Annotated in this window: 15 protein-coding genes; 5 read left to right on the forward strand and 10 right to left on the reverse strand. The window is 73.6% G+C overall.

Annotated elements, in window-relative coordinates:
• Positions 1 to 39: 39 nt before the first annotated feature.
• A complete protein-coding gene (locus tag BCAV_RS22860) occupies positions 40 to 2529 on the forward strand; it encodes a family 43 glycosylhydrolase (RefSeq protein ID WP_012725516.1) in 2490 nt (829 codons plus the stop codon).
• A 31-nt stretch (positions 2530 to 2560) separates the two neighbouring features.
• Here the strand turns inward: BCAV_RS22860 and BCAV_RS02390 are convergent, their stop codons facing one another.
• Positions 2561 to 3454 carry a VOC family protein gene (locus BCAV_RS02390; protein WP_043346453.1) on the reverse strand — a complete coding sequence of 298 codons (894 nt, stop codon included), beginning with the start codon at positions 3452 to 3454 and terminating at the stop codon, positions 2561 to 2563.
• Positions 3455 to 3506: 52 nt separating this feature from the next.
• On the opposite strand from BCAV_RS02390, the gene BCAV_RS23270 reads away from it, so the two are divergent.
• Both BCAV_RS23270 and BCAV_RS02400 read left to right on the forward strand, forming a co-directional pair.
• Positions 3507 to 4532: a TolB family protein gene (locus BCAV_RS23270; protein ID WP_012725518.1), complete on the forward strand. Its 1026-nt coding sequence runs from the start codon at positions 3507 to 3509 to the stop codon at positions 4530 to 4532.
• A gap of 283 nt (positions 4533 to 4815) precedes the next feature.
• The gene (locus tag BCAV_RS02400) at positions 4816 to 5832 is read left to right on the forward strand and encodes a Gfo/Idh/MocA family protein (RefSeq protein ID WP_012725519.1); all 1017 of its coding nucleotides are present in this window, start codon (positions 4816 to 4818) and stop codon (positions 5830 to 5832) included.
• Between the two features lie 36 nt (positions 5833 to 5868).
• On the opposite strand, the gene BCAV_RS02405 is transcribed toward BCAV_RS02400, so the two are convergent.
• The gene (locus BCAV_RS02405) at positions 5869 to 6429 is read right to left on the reverse strand and encodes a DinB family protein (protein WP_012725520.1); all 561 of its coding nucleotides are present in this window, start codon (positions 6427 to 6429) and stop codon (positions 5869 to 5871) included.
• Positions 6430 to 6585: 156 nt separating this feature from the next.
• Between BCAV_RS02405 and BCAV_RS02410 the strand changes: the two genes are divergently transcribed.
• Positions 6586 to 6855 (forward strand): DUF1876 domain-containing protein, encoded by a 270-nt coding sequence (locus BCAV_RS02410; RefSeq protein WP_012725521.1) that lies wholly within the window; start codon positions 6586 to 6588, stop codon positions 6853 to 6855.
• A gap of 56 nt (positions 6856 to 6911) precedes the next feature.
• Here BCAV_RS02410 and BCAV_RS02415 read toward each other — a convergent pair whose 3' ends face one another.
• The gene (locus tag BCAV_RS02415; protein ID WP_144016689.1) at positions 6912 to 7346 is read right to left on the reverse strand and encodes a hypothetical protein; all 435 of its coding nucleotides are present in this window, start codon (positions 7344 to 7346) and stop codon (positions 6912 to 6914) included.
• 196 nt (positions 7347 to 7542) lie between these two features.
• Between BCAV_RS02415 and BCAV_RS02420 the strand changes: the two genes are divergently transcribed.
• Positions 7543 to 8658 carry an ATP-dependent DNA ligase gene (locus BCAV_RS02420; protein WP_012725523.1) on the forward strand — a complete coding sequence of 372 codons (1116 nt, stop codon included), beginning with the start codon at positions 7543 to 7545 and terminating at the stop codon, positions 8656 to 8658.
• Between the two features lie 21 nt (positions 8659 to 8679).
• Here the strand turns inward: BCAV_RS02420 and BCAV_RS02425 are convergent, their stop codons facing one another.
• The 7 genes from BCAV_RS02425 to BCAV_RS02455 are packed head-to-tail and all read right to left on the reverse strand — an operon-like array spanning position 8680 to position 14113.
• A complete protein-coding gene (locus BCAV_RS02425; RefSeq protein ID WP_012725524.1) occupies positions 8680 to 9483 on the reverse strand; it encodes an ABC transporter permease in 804 nt (267 codons plus the stop codon).
• The gene (locus BCAV_RS02430) at positions 9480 to 10448 is read right to left on the reverse strand and encodes an ABC transporter ATP-binding protein (protein WP_012725525.1); all 969 of its coding nucleotides are present in this window, start codon (positions 10446 to 10448) and stop codon (positions 9480 to 9482) included. Before BCAV_RS02430 ends, BCAV_RS02425 begins: the two co-directional genes overlap by 4 nt.
• Before the next feature lie 26 nt (positions 10449 to 10474).
• Positions 10475 to 11254 carry a hypothetical protein gene (locus tag BCAV_RS02435; RefSeq protein ID WP_043346460.1) on the reverse strand — a complete coding sequence of 260 codons (780 nt, stop codon included), beginning with the start codon at positions 11252 to 11254 and terminating at the stop codon, positions 10475 to 10477.
• Positions 11255 to 11282: 28 nt separating this feature from the next.
• On the reverse strand, positions 11283 to 12065 hold the full coding sequence (locus BCAV_RS02440) for a hypothetical protein (RefSeq protein WP_012725527.1): 783 nt from the start codon (positions 12063 to 12065) through the stop codon (positions 11283 to 11285).
• Positions 12062 to 12946, reverse strand: a complete 885-nt coding sequence (locus BCAV_RS02445) for an ATP-binding cassette domain-containing protein (protein ID WP_012725528.1) — start codon at positions 12944 to 12946, stop codon at positions 12062 to 12064. Before BCAV_RS02445 ends, BCAV_RS02440 begins: the two co-directional genes overlap by 4 nt.
• Positions 12943 to 13311 carry a GntR family transcriptional regulator gene (locus BCAV_RS02450; protein ID WP_012725529.1) on the reverse strand — a complete coding sequence of 123 codons (369 nt, stop codon included), beginning with the start codon at positions 13309 to 13311 and terminating at the stop codon, positions 12943 to 12945. Before BCAV_RS02450 ends, BCAV_RS02445 begins: the two co-directional genes overlap by 4 nt.
• On the reverse strand, positions 13295 to 14113 hold the full coding sequence (locus tag BCAV_RS02455; protein ID WP_012725530.1) for a hypothetical protein: 819 nt from the start codon (positions 14111 to 14113) through the stop codon (positions 13295 to 13297). Before BCAV_RS02455 ends, BCAV_RS02450 begins: the two co-directional genes overlap by 17 nt.
• Positions 14114 to 14141: the final 28 nt, after the last annotated feature.

Here is a 14141-nt window from a genome sequence, read left to right on the forward strand (position 1 = left end):
CGCCCGCCGCCCCCGGTGGGCTCGACGTGAGGGACACCGATGTCACCTGCCACGCCCCGCACCCGCCGCCTCGCCGTCGTCGGCCTGGCCACCGCCTCCCTGATCACCACGCTCGTCGCGGCGCCCGCGGCAGCGGACCCGCCCGACCCCGCGATCGACACAGGCGACCCGGCCGCCGTCGCCGCGGCGTCGGTGACGCCCAGCCCTCCACCGGAGCCCGCGACGATCACCAACCCGGTGTCGTCGCCGTTCGCGGACAGCTACGCGGACCCGGCGGTGCTGCGCGGGCGGGACGGCTGGTTCTACGCGTACGCCACGAGCGACCCGCTCGTGAGCGGCGGCGAGTTCGGGCTCATGCACATGGCGCGGACCCGGGACTTCGCCGACTGGGAGTACCTCGGCACGGTGTTCGACGACGCCACGCGCCCTGCGTGGGCGGCGCCCGGCTCGTTCTTCTGGGCGCCGGACGTGCGGTACGTGAACGGGGAGTACCGCCTGTACTACACGGTGACGGACTCGCTCGCGAAGCCCGGCGCCGATCCCGGCATCGGGATGGCGACGGCGCCCACGCCGGCCGGGCCGTGGACCGACATCGGGCGGCCGGTGCTCGAGTCGCAGGTGCTCGCCGAGGCCGGCGCCACGGCGTTCGACCTGCGCGACTACGACGGCGCCGTGAACTCGCCGCGCGAGCTGCGGTCGCCGGAGCTGGCCGCCACCGAGAGCGCGCGAGCCGCCGTCCCGGCGTACCAGGGCCTCATCGACCCGTCCGTGCTCGCGGACACCGACGGCAGCCTGTACCTGTACGTCGGCGGGTTCGCGGGCGGCCCGCACGTGACGCGCCTCGACGACACCGGGACGACGGCGATCGGCGAGCTGCAGCAGATCGCCGTCTCCGACCGGTACGAGGGGTCGTACGTGGTCCAGCACGACGGCGCGTACTACCTCATGGTCTCTGCGGCGGGCTGCTGCTCGTCCGTCGCGAGCGGGTACAGCGTGTTCGCGGGCCGTTCCGACAGCCCGTTCGGGCCGTTCGTGGACGCCGCCGGCGTGCCGCTCAACCAGTCGCGCGCCGGCGGCACCCAGGTGATCGCCGCGAACGGGAACCGGTGGGTCGGCGTCGGGCACCACGCCGTCGTCACGGACACCACCGGACAGGACTGGATGGTCTACCACGGCATCGACCGCAACGACGGATGGCTGAACGAGCCGGGCGGCATCAACAAGCGGCCGATGCTCGTGGACCGGCTGGACTGGATCGACGGGTGGCCCGTGGTGAACGCCGGGGCGGGGCCGAGCGACGGCCCGGAGCCGGGGCCGGTCACGGGTTCCGCGCTGGGGATCACCACGGACGACCCGGCGAGCGGGCGCGCCTTCCGGGCTCTGACCGGCTCGTTCGCGTCGGTGCCGGACGACGACGGCGACGCCGGCCAGGTCGCGGCGCTGCGGCCGGGTCGGCGCGTGCCCGCCGTCGCCGTCGCGCGCGAGCTGCTGCGCGGCGAGAACCGCGTCGAGGCGGACGTCCGGCTCGCGGGCGCCGACGCCGAGGCGTGCGTGCGCGTGGACGGGCTGCGGCGCGGCGTCGAGGTGTGCGTGGACGGCGCGGCGCGCGAGCTGGTGGTCGACGCGCGGCCGGGCGGGCGCGACGTGACGGCTGCCGTGCCGGAACGGATCGACCTGGAGGGCTGGCACACGCTCGTCGTCACCCTCGAGGGCGATGCCGTCGCGGCCGAGCTGCAGGAGTCGCGGCTCGGCGACCCGATCGCGCGCGCCGTCGCCGACGTGCGCCGCGGGGGCGGCGTCGAGGGACTGCTGTCGCTGACGGCGCGGGGCGCCGGGGCGGACCTGGACAACCTCAGCGTCGCGCGGCTCGCCGAGGGTCCGACGACGCGGGTGCCGGATCCCGAGGTCGGCGACGTCACGTACACGCAGACCTTCGACGGCTCGCTCGACGACGTCCTCGCCGACGGCTGGACGCTCCTGGGCGAGCACCCGGGGCTCACGACGGCGGACGGCGCGCTGTCGTGGCCGCTCACCAGCGGCGACATCGCCGGGGCGAACGGCGCCGGGCCGGTGCTCGTGCGGGACGCCCCCGCCGGCGACTGGGTGCTCGAGACGGATCTGGAGCTCGACCTCGGTACGGACACCGTGCGGAACTTCCAGCAGGCCGGGCTGCTCGTGATGGCCGACGAGAACTTCTTCGTCCGCCTCAGCTCCGTCGCCATCGGGCACTCACGCACGGTGGAGTTCTTCACCGAGCGCGAGCACCAGGGCGTCCTCCTGCTCGGCGGGCACCTCGACGGGCCACCCGCCACCGAGATCACCCTCCGCATCCTGCGCACCGAGAACGCGGCCGGCGAGCAGCTGTACCGGTCGGCGTTCTCGATCGACGACGGCGTCACGTGGCGGTGGGGAATGACGTGGACGTTGCCGGCCGGGACCGACGTCCGCATCGGCCTGCAGGCGGGCGGCGGTGCGACGCCGGCCACGACGGCGGCGTTCGAGGAGGTGCGCATCCGCGACGCCGCCTGAGGCGCGCGGGCGCGGCGTGGCCGGACCCGAGTCAGCGGGCGGAGGTGAGGTGCAGCTCGTTGCGCCACGGGTCGGCGACGCGCAGGAGCGCCGTCGCGCCCGGGCCGCCGCCGCCGTCGAGCTCGTGCGCGATGCCGGCCACGCGGAGGCGGTCCGCGAGGGCGGCGACGTCGTCGGCCGACGGCACGTCGATCTCGATCTGGGCCAGCCGGAGGGACTGCGCGCGCGGCCCCGCGCCCATGCTGGCCCACGTGTTCGCGGCCATGTGGTGGTGATAGCCGCCCGCGGAGAAGAACAGGGCGCTGTGGCCGAGTGCGGCGGTCTCGTCGAAGCCGAGCACGTCCACGTAGAAGGCGCGGGCGGTCGGGACGTCGCCCACCTGGAGGTGGACGTGGCCGACGACGGCGTCGTCCTCTCCCGGCGTGTCCTCGAGGGCCGACGGTGTCGCGTGCGCCTGCAGGTAGGCGTTCGGGTCGAGGGGGAGTGTGTCCATGACGACGTGCGAGCCGGTCCACCGCCACGCCGAGCGCGGCCGGTCGACGTACAGCTCGACGCCGTTGCCCTCCGGGTCGGTCGCGTAGAACGCCTCCGAGACGAGGTGGTCGGCGCTCCCCGTGAACGTGTGTGGCGCGTGCTGTGCGAGGCGGGCCAGCGCGCCGGCGAGCGAGGCGGCGTCGTCGAACAGGATCGCGGTGTGGAAGAGACCCGCCTCGCCGCGCCGGGGGCGGGGCAGGTCCGGGGCGTGGACGAGGACGACGATCGGCGCTGCGCCGCGGCCGAGCGTCACCCGTGAGCCGGTGGAGTTCTCCGCGATCACGTCCAGCCCGAGCGCGCGCGTGTAGTAGGTGCGCATCGCGGTCATGTCGCCGACGTGCAGGGTCACGGCGCCCATGCGTGTGTCGGCGGCCATGAGGTCTCGGGTCATGCTGGCGTCAACGCGCGCCGGCGGGCCGTTCTTCCGCGGCAGGATGTGAGCCGTGCCTCGCGCGTTCGCTCCCGGTCAGACCGCCACCGTGTGGATCCACGACGTCGAGACGCGGGAGCGGCACCGCGCCTGGGTCTCCCGCGACGTCCTGCCGGAGGCCCCGAACTGGACGCCGGACGGCGCTCACCTCGTGCTCAACGGCGGCGGGCGGCTGTTGGTGATCGACGCCGAGCGAGCCGTCGCGCCGGAGTCCGTGACGCCGTCGCCCGTCGACGCCGCTGGGCTACCGCCGGTGAACAACGACCACGTGCTCGCGCCCGACGGGCGGACGGTGTTCGCCTCCGCGGAGGACGGGCACCTGTACGCGGTGCCCCTCGCGGGCGGGTCCGCGCGCCGGGTCTCCTCCTCGCGCGGGCCGACGTTCACGCACTACCTGCACGGCGTCTCGTCCGACGGCGCGACGCTGAGCTACGTCGGGCTGGAGCGCCGCGCCGACGGCGTCCGCACGAACCTGTTCACGATGCCTGCCGCGGGCGGGCCGAGCGTGCAGCTCACCGACGACGACTTCCCGGACGACGGCGCCGAGCTCGGTCCCGGCGAGGACGGCACCGAGTGGCTGTGGTTCAGCTCCGAGCGGCCGCTGCCCGGCGCGCCACGCCGGGCGCCGGGCCACGCGCAGCTGTTCCGGATGCGCCCGGACGGCACGGGTCTCGAGCAGCTCACGCACGACGAGCGCGTGAACTGGTTCCCGCACCCGTCGCCGGGCGGCACCCGCGTGGCGTACGTGAGCTTCCCGCCCGGCACGCTCGGGCACCCCGCCGACGTCGCGGACGTGCGGATCCGGCTCCTCCCGCTGAGCGGGCGCGCGCCGTCGGGCGCTGACGGGGAACTGGGGTCGATTCGGGAGGGTATGGCTCCCGAATCGACCCCGGTCCGGCCGCCCGGAGGGGTGGATGACGACGGCGTCGGCCGTCCCCGCGACCTGGCGCGCGTGTTCGGCGGCCAGGGCGCGATGAACGTGCCGAGCTGGGCGCCGGACTCGCGGCGGCTCGCGTACGTCGACTACTCGCCCGTCTGAGCCGGGGGCGTCCGACCGGGCCGCGTGGTGTGGCGGCGCCCTACGTCACTGACCCGGTGCGTGGGTCAGTGACGTAGGGGCTCGGGGGTGCTGCGGTTGTGTACGTCACTGACCCGCCAGCTGGGTCAGTGACGTAGGGGCTCGGGGGTGCTGCCGTTCTGTACGTCACTGATCCGCCTGGTGGATCAGTGACGTAGGTCCGCGAAACACCCCTCGCCCCTCGCGCCGAGCGGCGAGACGGACGAGACGGGACGAGCCGCCGTCGACCCGACAGGATGGGCCCATGACCACTCACCTCGAGACCGACCGCCCGCTGCGCTGGGGCATCCTCGGCCCCGGCCGAATCGCGGAGAAGGTGGCCGCTGACTTCACGCACGTGCGCGACGGCGTGCTGGTCGCCGTCGGCTCCCGGTCGCAGGAGCGTGCGACGGCGTTCGCGAGCCGGTTCGCCGACGTCGCCCCGGGTCCGATCCGGCCCCACGGCAGCTACGCGGACCTGCTCGCGGACGACGGCGTCGACGCCGTCTACATCGCGACGCCGCACAGCGAGCACGCCCGCAACGCCGTCGACACGCTGCGGGCCGGGAAGGCGACGCTCGTCGAGAAGGCGTTCACGGCGACGTACGCGGGCGCCGAGCGGGTGGTCGCGACGGCCCGCGAGACCGGCGTCTTCGCGATGGAGGCGATGTGGACGCGGTTCCAGCCGGCGATCGTCCGGATGCGCGAGCTCATCGCCGACGGGGCGATCGGCGAGGTGCGCGGCGTCCAGGCGGACCTCGGCACGCGCCGCGAGTTCGACCCCGACGACCGCACCTTCAACCTCGCGCTCGGCGGCGGCACGCTGCTCGACCTCGGCGTGTACGTGGTGTCGTTCGCGCAGATGGTGCTGGGCGATCCCGTCGGCGTGACGGCCCGGGGATCGCTCCTGCCGAGCGGCGCCGACGCCGAGGCAGGGCTCCTGCTGGACTACGGCGACGGGCGCGTGGCGACGCTGCAGACCTCGTTCGTGACGCCGTCGCCCGGGAACGCCCGCGTCTATGGCACCGCAGGGTGGATCGACGTCCCGCCCCGGTTCCACCACCCGCACGAGATCGTGCTCCACCGGCAGGGGCGCGATGCCGTGACCGAGCGGGCGATGCCCGACGGCGCCGGGTACGCGCTCGAGCTCGACGAGGTCGCGCGGTGCGTGCGTGCGGGCCGGCCCGAGAGCGCCGTCATGCCGCTCGCCGACTCGCTCGCGGTGCAGCGGGTGCTCCAGGACGCCGCCGACCAGATGGGGGTCGCGTTCGTCGACTCGTGAGCGCCCGGTCGCCTCGGCCGGACGACGCACCGAGCCCTACTGGCCGACGCGTCCGTCGATGCACTCGCGCAGCAGGTCGGCGTGCCCGCAGTGCCGGGCGTACTCCTCGATCCGGTGCACCCAGATCTCCCGCACCGCGATCTGCTCCTCGCCCAGGCGTTCGCCCAGGTCGGGATGCCTGGCCAGGGCGGCGTCGGTCGCGGCCTGCTCGCGCGCCAGATCGGCGTACGCGGCGTCGACCACCGCCGGGTCCGCGACGGCGCCGTCGAAGTCCGCGTCGGTCCCGCCGTGCAGCTGCGGCAGAGGATCGGCGTCACCCATCCCGTTGCGCCAGTCCCGTTCCGTCGCGGCGAGGTGCCGCAGCAGACCGAGCAGCGACATCGTCGACGGCGGGACGGACCGCCGCGCGAGCTGCTCCGCGTCCAGGTCCTCGCACTTCATCGTCAGCGTGAAGCGGTAGCTCGCCGTGTAGTCCTGGAGCGTCGCCAGCTCGCCGTCCGGGCTGACGCCGTCGGTGTTGCGGGGGTCGTCGGCCGGGTCCACCCACATGTCGGTGTAGACGGTGCCGCGGGTCCATCGCTCAGGTCGCTCACCCATGCGCTTCAGGATCGTCCGGGCGCGCAGGCGCCTGCAACGGAATTGCGGGCGGTGCCGCTCGAAGCGCCCACGCGGCCTGGACCTCCCGCGTTCGCCGCCCCTGCCCAGGGTGCCTACGCTGGGGGCACGGACCGAACCTGAAGAGGGTGAGCCGGAATGGACGCGACGAAGCACTGGAGCATCGCCGTCGAGATCGACGAGCACGACGACACCACACGGGCGCAGGCGCGCCTGGAGACGGCGGCCGGTCGCGAGGTCCGCGGCCTCGGCCATGCGCAGCGGAACCCGCTCGACGCGAGCGTGCCGGAGATCGGCGACGAGCTCGCCGTGGCACGGGCCTTGCGCAACCTCGCGGACCACCTGCTGCACACCACGGAGAAGGACATCGAGGGCGCGACCGGCGAGCCCGCGCACCTGTACCGGTAGACCGCGCCCGCCCCACGACGCGGGCGCCGCGGCGTGAGACGGGCCGTGCCGACCCGTCAGTTGAGCACGTCGATGTCCACCCACCACTCGTCGTCGACGAGGTTGAGGATGAGCGGCATGCGCGCATCCTCCGGGGTGTCGGCCGAGTAGGACTCGTCCTGTACGTACGCGGTCGACCCGCCCTCGTTCACCGCGGCGTCCGCGACCTCGACGTCGCCGAAGATCTCCAGCTCCTCCTCCGTGAACTCGGAGATGAAGCCGTCGACCTGGTCCTCGCACGCCTGGGCGTCGCCGTCCGCGATGGGACCGTCCTCGTCGGCCATCTGCGCGCAGGCGGCGCCGGAGTCCTGGGCAGCGACGGCATCGACGAACGCCTGGCTCACCGCGACCGGGTCCGTCCGGTCGACGTTGCCGCCACCGCCGCCGCTGCATCCGGCCAGTGCGAGCACGGCGGCCGCGCTCACGGTGAACCACATTCCCCGACGTCCCATGCGAGCCATTCCCTTGTTCGTCCCCGATGCGGCGGGCCGAGCGTCCAGCCCGTCCAGGGTGTGCGATCCGTGGCCCACCGTCGGCGGCTCCTCCCGCCGAGCCGCCTACGCTTCCACAGATCGGTTGCGCGCATCAAGGAATCGCGTCGGACGTCAGGCTGGGCGGCGGGCGGCTGCGCGCGCGAGGATGTCCCGCATGGCCCTGCCGCTGACCTCGCCGATCGACCCGATGCTCGCCAAGTCCGTGCGCGGCGTTCCCGACGCCGACGCCGTCCCCGGCGGGTACGCGTACGAGCCGAAGTGGGACGGCTTCCGCACGATCGTGTTCGCCGACGACGGCGACGTCGAGCTGCAGAGTCGCAACGGCAAGCCGATGACGCGGTACTTCCCGGAGATCGTGGACGCCGTGAAGGCGGAGCTGCCGGCGCGGTGCGTGGTCGACGGCGAGGTCGTGCTCTCGCGCGGCGGACGCCTCGACTTCGAGCTCCTCGGGCAGCGCATCCACCCGGCGGCGTCGCGCGTGAAGATGCTCGCGGAGCACGCGCCGGCCGCGCTGGTGGTGTTCGACCTGCTCGCGCTCGGCGACGACGACCTCACCCAACGCCCGTTCGCGGAGCGCGCGGCCGCCCTCGACGAGCTCGGCCTCGACGGCCCGTCCGTCCACGTCACGCCGCGCACGCGCGACGCCGACGTCGCCCGCGAGTGGTTCACGACGTACGAGGGGGCGGGGCTCGACGGCGTCGTCGCCAAGCCGCTGGACGGCGCGTACGAACCCGGGAAGCGCGCGATGCTCAAGATCAAGCACGAGCGCACGGCCGACGTCGCCCTCGCCGGGTACCGCCTCCACAAGACGTCGACCGACGAGCGGCCGCTCATCGGTTCCCTCCTCCTCGGCCTGTTCGACGACGGCGGCGACCTGCGGTTCGTGGGCGTCTCGGCGTCGTTCCCGGCCGCCCGCCGGGCCGAGCTGTACGACGAGCTGCAGGAGCTGCGCGTGGGCGAGGGGGACGAGCACCCGTGGGGCAACTGGCAGCAGCCCGAGGGCAGCAGGCGGCCCGGCGCCGTGTCGCGGTGGAACGCCGGGAAGGACCTGTCGTTCACCGCGCTGCGCGTGGAGCGCGTGCTCGAGGTGGGCTACGACCACATGGAGGGCGACCGGTTCCGCCACACGGCGCAGTTCAAGCGCTGGCGCCCGGACCGGGAGCCGACCTCGTGCACGTACGCACAGCTCGACGAGGCCGTGGGCTACGACCTCGCCGAGCTGCTGCCCGGTGCCCCGACCGCGGCACCGGGCTTCACCGGCGCGCTCTGAACGAGCGCGCCGCCGGGGTGGTCAGCTCCAGCGGAACACCTTCGCGGCGATCGGGAGCAGCACCACGGGGTAGGCGAGGAGCACGAGGACCTGCGCCCCGGGGACGGGTGCCCCGATCCACGCAGCGCTCATGACCTCGACTCCGGCGCCGAGCGGGGAGAAGGACGCCACTCTCGCCAGACCGTCGGGCATGAGCGGCAGCGGCAGCCACATCCCACCGAGGAAGAGCAGCGGGAAGTAGAGCAGCGACGCGACCGCGTTGGCGAGCGAGATCGTGGGAACGATCGCCGCGACGAGCATGCCGATCGCCAGGCAGGCGAGCGCGGAGAGGGCGACGCCGACGGCGAGCATCAGCGGGTTGTCGATCACCGGCAGGTCGAACGCCAGGAACCCGGCGGCGATCGCGAGTGCGGCGGCGACGGCGATGACGACGATCGCGATCGTCACCTGAGCGAGCAGCACGCCCTGGGGACGCATCGGCGTCGTCGAGAGCCTCCGCAGGACGCCCTGCGCCCGGTACGTGGCGATGACGACCGGGAACGACATGAGGGACGCCGTCGCGGCCGCCGCGGCGAGCGCGACCGGGGCGTAGGTCGCGATGACCTGGAGGCCGTCGTACGGCGAGCCGGGCTCCACGATCGTCTCGCGCATCCCGGGGATGACGAATCCGACGGCGACGAGGAGGACCGTCGGGAAGATCAGCGCGAAGAACACGTCGCCGGGGCTGCGCACGAACAGCTTGGCCTCCGTGCGGACGAGCCGGCCGAGGCCGGGCATGCCGCCGCGGCGGGATCGGGGGCCGGCGGGCACAGTTGTCGTGGTCATGGGTGGGCTCCTTCCTGGGCGGGGGTGTCGTCGTGGCTGATGAGCCCGACGAAGACGTCCTCGAGCGAACGGGCGCCGGTCCGAAGGGACTCGGGCACGATGCCGGCGGCGTCGAGGGCGGCGACGGCGGAGGGCAGCACGCGCCGTCCACCGCGGATCTCGAGGTCGAGGCCGTCGCCGGTCACCGTGGCGACGTCGGGCGCGGCGCGCAGGGCCTCGAGGACGGCCGCCGACGGCGCCTCGGCGAGACGGACGTGGATGGTGCGCAGCTCGCCGTCGCCGGACACCAGCTCCGCCGGCGAGCCCTCGGCGACGATGCGTCCGCCGTCGATCACGACGAGCCGGTCGCACAGCCGCTCCGCCTCGTCCATGAAGTGCGTGACGAGCAGGATCGTCACGCCGGAGTCCCGGACGGTCTCGATGAGGTCCCACGTCGCGCGGCGTGCGGCGGGGTCGAGGCCCGTGGTCAGCTCGTCGAGGATCGCGACCTGGGGGCGGCCGACGAGCGCGAGCGCGATCGACAGCCGCTGCTTCTGCCCGCCCGAGAGCGCGGCGTACCGGGCGCCCGCGCGGTCGCGCAGGTCGAGCATGTCGATCAGCTGCTCGGTCGGCATGGGGTCCGGGTAGAACGACCCGTACAGGTCGATCGCCTCGCGCACGGTGATGCGTTCGGGCAACGCCGACTCCTGCAGCTGCATGCCGAGCGCGGTGCGGATCCGGTCCGGCTCCGCCTGCGTGTCGATGCCGAGGACGCGGACGTCGCCGGAGTCGGCGTGCCGCAGGCCGGCGATCGCCTCGACGGTCGTGGTCTTGCCGGCGCCGTTCGGCCCGAGGATCCCGAAGATCTCCCCGGGGGCGACGGCGAAGCTGACGTCCTGGACGGCGACCTTCTCGCCGTAGGACTTGCGCAGGTGACGGACTTCGACGACGGGCGGGACGCCGTCGTCGGCGTGGTGACGAGCCATGGTGAACCTCTTCTTTCGGGGCTGGATCAGGACGACGTGAGTGCGCGGATGCGGATGTCGCGCACGATGAGGTGGAGCAGTCCCGCCGCGAGCGCGGTCGCGAGGATCGAGCCGGCGACGGCGACGGGGACGGAGAACGCGGCCATGCCGAGCGCGCGGGCCAGCGGCTCGCCGTACGAGCTTCCCTGGAGCGTGACCTCCGCCACGACGGCGGGAACGGCGGCGAGCGGCAGGGCGGCTGTCCCGCGCCATCCGCCCCAGCGGTAGTACCCGGTGCCGACGGCGGCGCCGGCGACGTAGTACACGGCGTTGCACACGGTCTCGGACAGCGCGAGCCGCCACGGCTGCGTGACGACGTAGCTCCGCCCGGTGAGCGAGACGTCCGGCCAGTCGTTCGCTGCCCAGAGCGCGTTCTGGACGATGGTCATGACCAGCGCGAGCAGTCCGAACGCGATGCCCGAGGCGATCGCCAGCGCCCAGAGTCCGCGCACCACGGAGCGCCGCGTCCCGCCTCCGCCCACGACGTGCGTGGCGAGCATCGCCACCGGGACGATGATCCCCATCACGAACAGGAACCATCGGCCGGACCCGATGAAGGCGAAGACCGGCTCCTCGAGCGCACCCGTCCGGGCCTGGACGATGGTCAGGACGACCAGAACGATGACCATCACGACCCAGAAGCTGATGTAGGTCGGGAGCGTCCCGCGGAGGGACCCGAGGACGACCTGCCGGGCCATCGATGCCTCGCGCCGGCGCGCCGCGGCGGCGCGGTCCACGGCGGAGGTCGTGGAGGGGGCGGTGTTCACTGCTCGGCCTTTCGTCGACATGGCGGGATCAGGAGGGGGTGAAGCCGCGGATCGGGATGTCGCGTACGACGACGTGGAGCAGCCAGCCCGCGAGCGCGATCGCGAGGAGCGAGCCGAGGACGGCGACAGGGGCCGAGGGTGTTCCGATGCCGAGCGCGGCGGCGATCGACTGGCCGTACCACTCCCCGTACCACTCGTTCTGGAGCGCGAGCTCCGCCACGGCGGCGGGGATCAGGGCGAGCGGGAGGGCCGCGGTCCCGCGCCATCCTCCCCATCGGTAGTACGCGGTGCCGACCGTGCACCCCACGAGGTAGTACAGGACGTTGTAGGCGGACTCGGCGAACCACATCAGCCACGGCTCGGACGAGTCCGCGAGTCCCGACGAGCTGATGGTGACGAGCGGCCAGTCGTTCATCGTCCGGATCCGCGTCTCCGCGAGGGTGAGCAGGACGGCGAGGAGGCCGAACGTCACGCCCGACGCGAGGGCCAGCGCGTAGTGGCCGCGGACGATGGACCGCCGGGTCCCGCCGCTCCCGACGACGTGCGGGGCGAGCAGGGCCAGCGGGAGGATGATGCCCATCACGAACAGGAAGAACCGCGAGGATCCCAGGAACGCGAAGACGGGCTCGTCGAGGGCGTTCGTACGCGCCTGCACGACCGTCAGCACGGCCAGCACGATGACCATGACGACCCAGAAGCCGGCGAAGACCACCCACGTGCTGCGCAGGCAGCCCAGAGCGACCTGCCGCGTCATGAACGCCTCGCGACGGCGCGCCGCTGCGGCGCGCTCCGACGCGGTGATCGTGCTCACGGCGTCTCCTTGCGGGTGAGGTGGACGAACAGGTCCTGGAGGCCCACGGAGTCGACCTCGACGCCGGCGGCGCGGACGGCGCGGCGCGCGTCGTCGTCGAGCGCGACGTCGAGCGTCACGCGGACCACCCCGCCCAGGCGTTGCCGGGCGAGGACCGTGTGCTCGCGCGCGATGGCCTCGACGGCGTCGGCAGGGCCGGTCAGCCCGGTGCCGCGGGCGCGGATCGCATCGGCGGAGTCGGCCACGAGCACGCGGCCGCGGTCGATGATGACGACGTCCTCGAAGAGGCGCTCGACCTCCTCGATGAGGTGGCTCGAGATGATGATCGTGCGCGGGTGCTCGGCGTAGTCCGCAAGGACAGCGTCGTAGAAGGCGTAGCGGCTGGGGGCGTCCATGCTGAGATAGACCTCGTCGAAGATCGTCAGCGGGGCCCGCGAGGCCAGGCCGAGGACGGCGCCCAGTGCCGAGCGCTGGCCGCGCGAGAGCGAGTTCGGGGACTTCTTCGTGACGATGGCGAAGACGTCGAGCAGCTCGGCGGCGAGGTCCGTCGACCAGTTCGGGCGGGTGGCCGCGTAGTAGCGGAGGGTGCGGCGCACGGGCTCGTCCCCGATCACGTCGCCGCTCTCGCGGACGAGGTGCACGCCTGCCATCACGAGCGGGTCCTCGAACGGGTCGACGCCGTCGACCCGCACGGTGCCCGACGTCGGTCGGCGCAGGCTCGCGAGCAGCGAGAGCAGGGTGGTCTTGCCGGCGCCGTTGCGGCCGATCAGGCCGGTGATGATGCCGGGCCGGAACGCGACATCGGCGCCGTCGAGCGCCTGCTCGTCTCCGTAGCGCACGACGACGTCGCGCAGCTCGGCGCCGAAGGGTGCGGGTGTCATGGCTTCTCCGTGGTGCTGGTGCCGAGGATGTGGGCGACGACGGCGTCCCGGGAGATCCCGAGCAGGTCGGCCTGGGTGAGGGCCGGGTCGAGGACCTCGCCGAAGAACGCCGCGCGGTGAGCGGCGAGGAGCTTCTCGCGGGCGCCGACCGTGACGAACATGCCGAGGCCGCGGCGCTTGTAGATGAGCCCCTCGTCGACCAGCTGCGCGTACGCCTTGGCGACGGTCGCGGGGTTGATGCGGAACGTCGTCGAGAACTGTGTGGTGGACATGACCTGCTCCTCCTCCCCGAGGGAGCCGGCGAGGATCTGCGCGCGGACCATGTCGGCGATCTGCACGTAGATGGGCTCAGGGCCGTCGAACATAGGGCCCGCTCCTCGTTCGGGGGTTCATTACGTAAGTAGTGAACCATGGGAGCGGCCTCGGGGCAAGACGGCGTCGTTGCGACGCACGCCCTGACCCGTTCGGGGCTGGGAGTGCCCGGGCGCTACGTCGCTTCCCTAAGGAGCCGGAGTGTGAGTGCTCGAGCGCCGAGCCGGCGCCCGCGTCGTCGGCGCCGGGCCGGCGGCCCGTCACGCCGACGAGCAGCCAGCCGAGCCCGAGCTGCCCCTCCGTCGCGATCCAGGCGATGACCGCTGACACGCCGCTCCCGACGGCCGGCTCGAGCGCGAGCGACGCCGGCACACCGGCCAGGACGAGCGGCGCGCACGCGACGAGCAACGCGCTGACCGGACGGGGGAGCGCGCCCGAGCGCCACGTCGCGACGCCGATCAGGGTCGTGCCGACGTAGGCCAGGTGCGCCAGCGCCCAGGCCGGGATCGCGGCGACGGCGACGACGTCGGCGGCCCCTGCGGGCAATGTCGGTGCGAGGCCACCGAGGGCGGAGCCGAGCAGGTGCGCAGCCAGCCCGGCGACGACGAGGCCGGTTCCCCAGCGGCCGAGCCGGCCGGACGTCGCGGGGCGCGAACGTCCGAGGCCGACGACGCCCACGAGCAGCAGGGCGCCGCCGATCACGGCGACGGCGACCTGGGCGACGGACGTCGGCGATCCGAGCTCCGGCTCGCCCCACACGGGGGAGCCGGCCGCGGCGAACGCGATGCCTCCAAGGACCAGGCCCGACCGCGTCGCCTGGGGCAGCGCACGGGATGCTCTCGCCGTCGTCGTCATCCGGCCAGCGTGCCCCACGCGTGTACCG

This window comes from Beutenbergia cavernae DSM 12333, assembly GCF_000023105.1.
In the GTDB taxonomy this organism is placed as follows: Bacteria; Actinomycetota; Actinomycetes; order Actinomycetales; family Beutenbergiaceae; genus Beutenbergia; species Beutenbergia cavernae.

Excerpts from the sequence above, each read along its gene's own strand:
- BCAV_RS22860 (WP_012725516.1), top strand. The coding sequence starts at position 40 with ATGTCACCTGCCACGCCCCGCACCCGCCGCCTCGCCGTCGTCGGCCTG.
- BCAV_RS02390 (WP_043346453.1), bottom strand. The coding sequence starts at position 3,454 with ATGACCCGAGACCTCATGGCCGCCGACACACGCATGGGCGCCGTGACC.
- BCAV_RS02400 (WP_012725519.1), top strand. The coding sequence starts at position 4,816 with ATGACCACTCACCTCGAGACCGACCGCCCGCTGCGCTGGGGCATCCTC.
- BCAV_RS02405 (WP_012725520.1), bottom strand. The coding sequence starts at position 6,429 with ATGGGTGAGCGACCTGAGCGATGGACCCGCGGCACCGTCTACACCGAC.
- BCAV_RS02410 (WP_012725521.1), top strand. The coding sequence starts at position 6,586 with ATGGACGCGACGAAGCACTGGAGCATCGCCGTCGAGATCGACGAGCAC.
- BCAV_RS02415 (WP_144016689.1), bottom strand. The coding sequence starts at position 7,346 with ATGGGACGTCGGGGAATGTGGTTCACCGTGAGCGCGGCCGCCGTGCTC.
- BCAV_RS02420 (WP_012725523.1), top strand. The coding sequence starts at position 7,543 with ATGGCCCTGCCGCTGACCTCGCCGATCGACCCGATGCTCGCCAAGTCC.
- BCAV_RS02425 (WP_012725524.1), bottom strand. The coding sequence starts at position 9,483 with ATGACCACGACAACTGTGCCCGCCGGCCCCCGATCCCGCCGCGGCGGC.
- BCAV_RS02430 (WP_012725525.1), bottom strand. The coding sequence starts at position 10,448 with ATGGCTCGTCACCACGCCGACGACGGCGTCCCGCCCGTCGTCGAAGTC.
- BCAV_RS02445 (WP_012725528.1), bottom strand. The coding sequence starts at position 12,946 with ATGACACCCGCACCCTTCGGCGCCGAGCTGCGCGACGTCGTCGTGCGC.
- BCAV_RS02450 (WP_012725529.1), bottom strand. The coding sequence starts at position 13,311 with ATGTTCGACGGCCCTGAGCCCATCTACGTGCAGATCGCCGACATGGTC.
- BCAV_RS02455 (WP_012725530.1), bottom strand. The coding sequence starts at position 14,113 with ATGACGACGACGGCGAGAGCATCCCGTGCGCTGCCCCAGGCGACGCGG.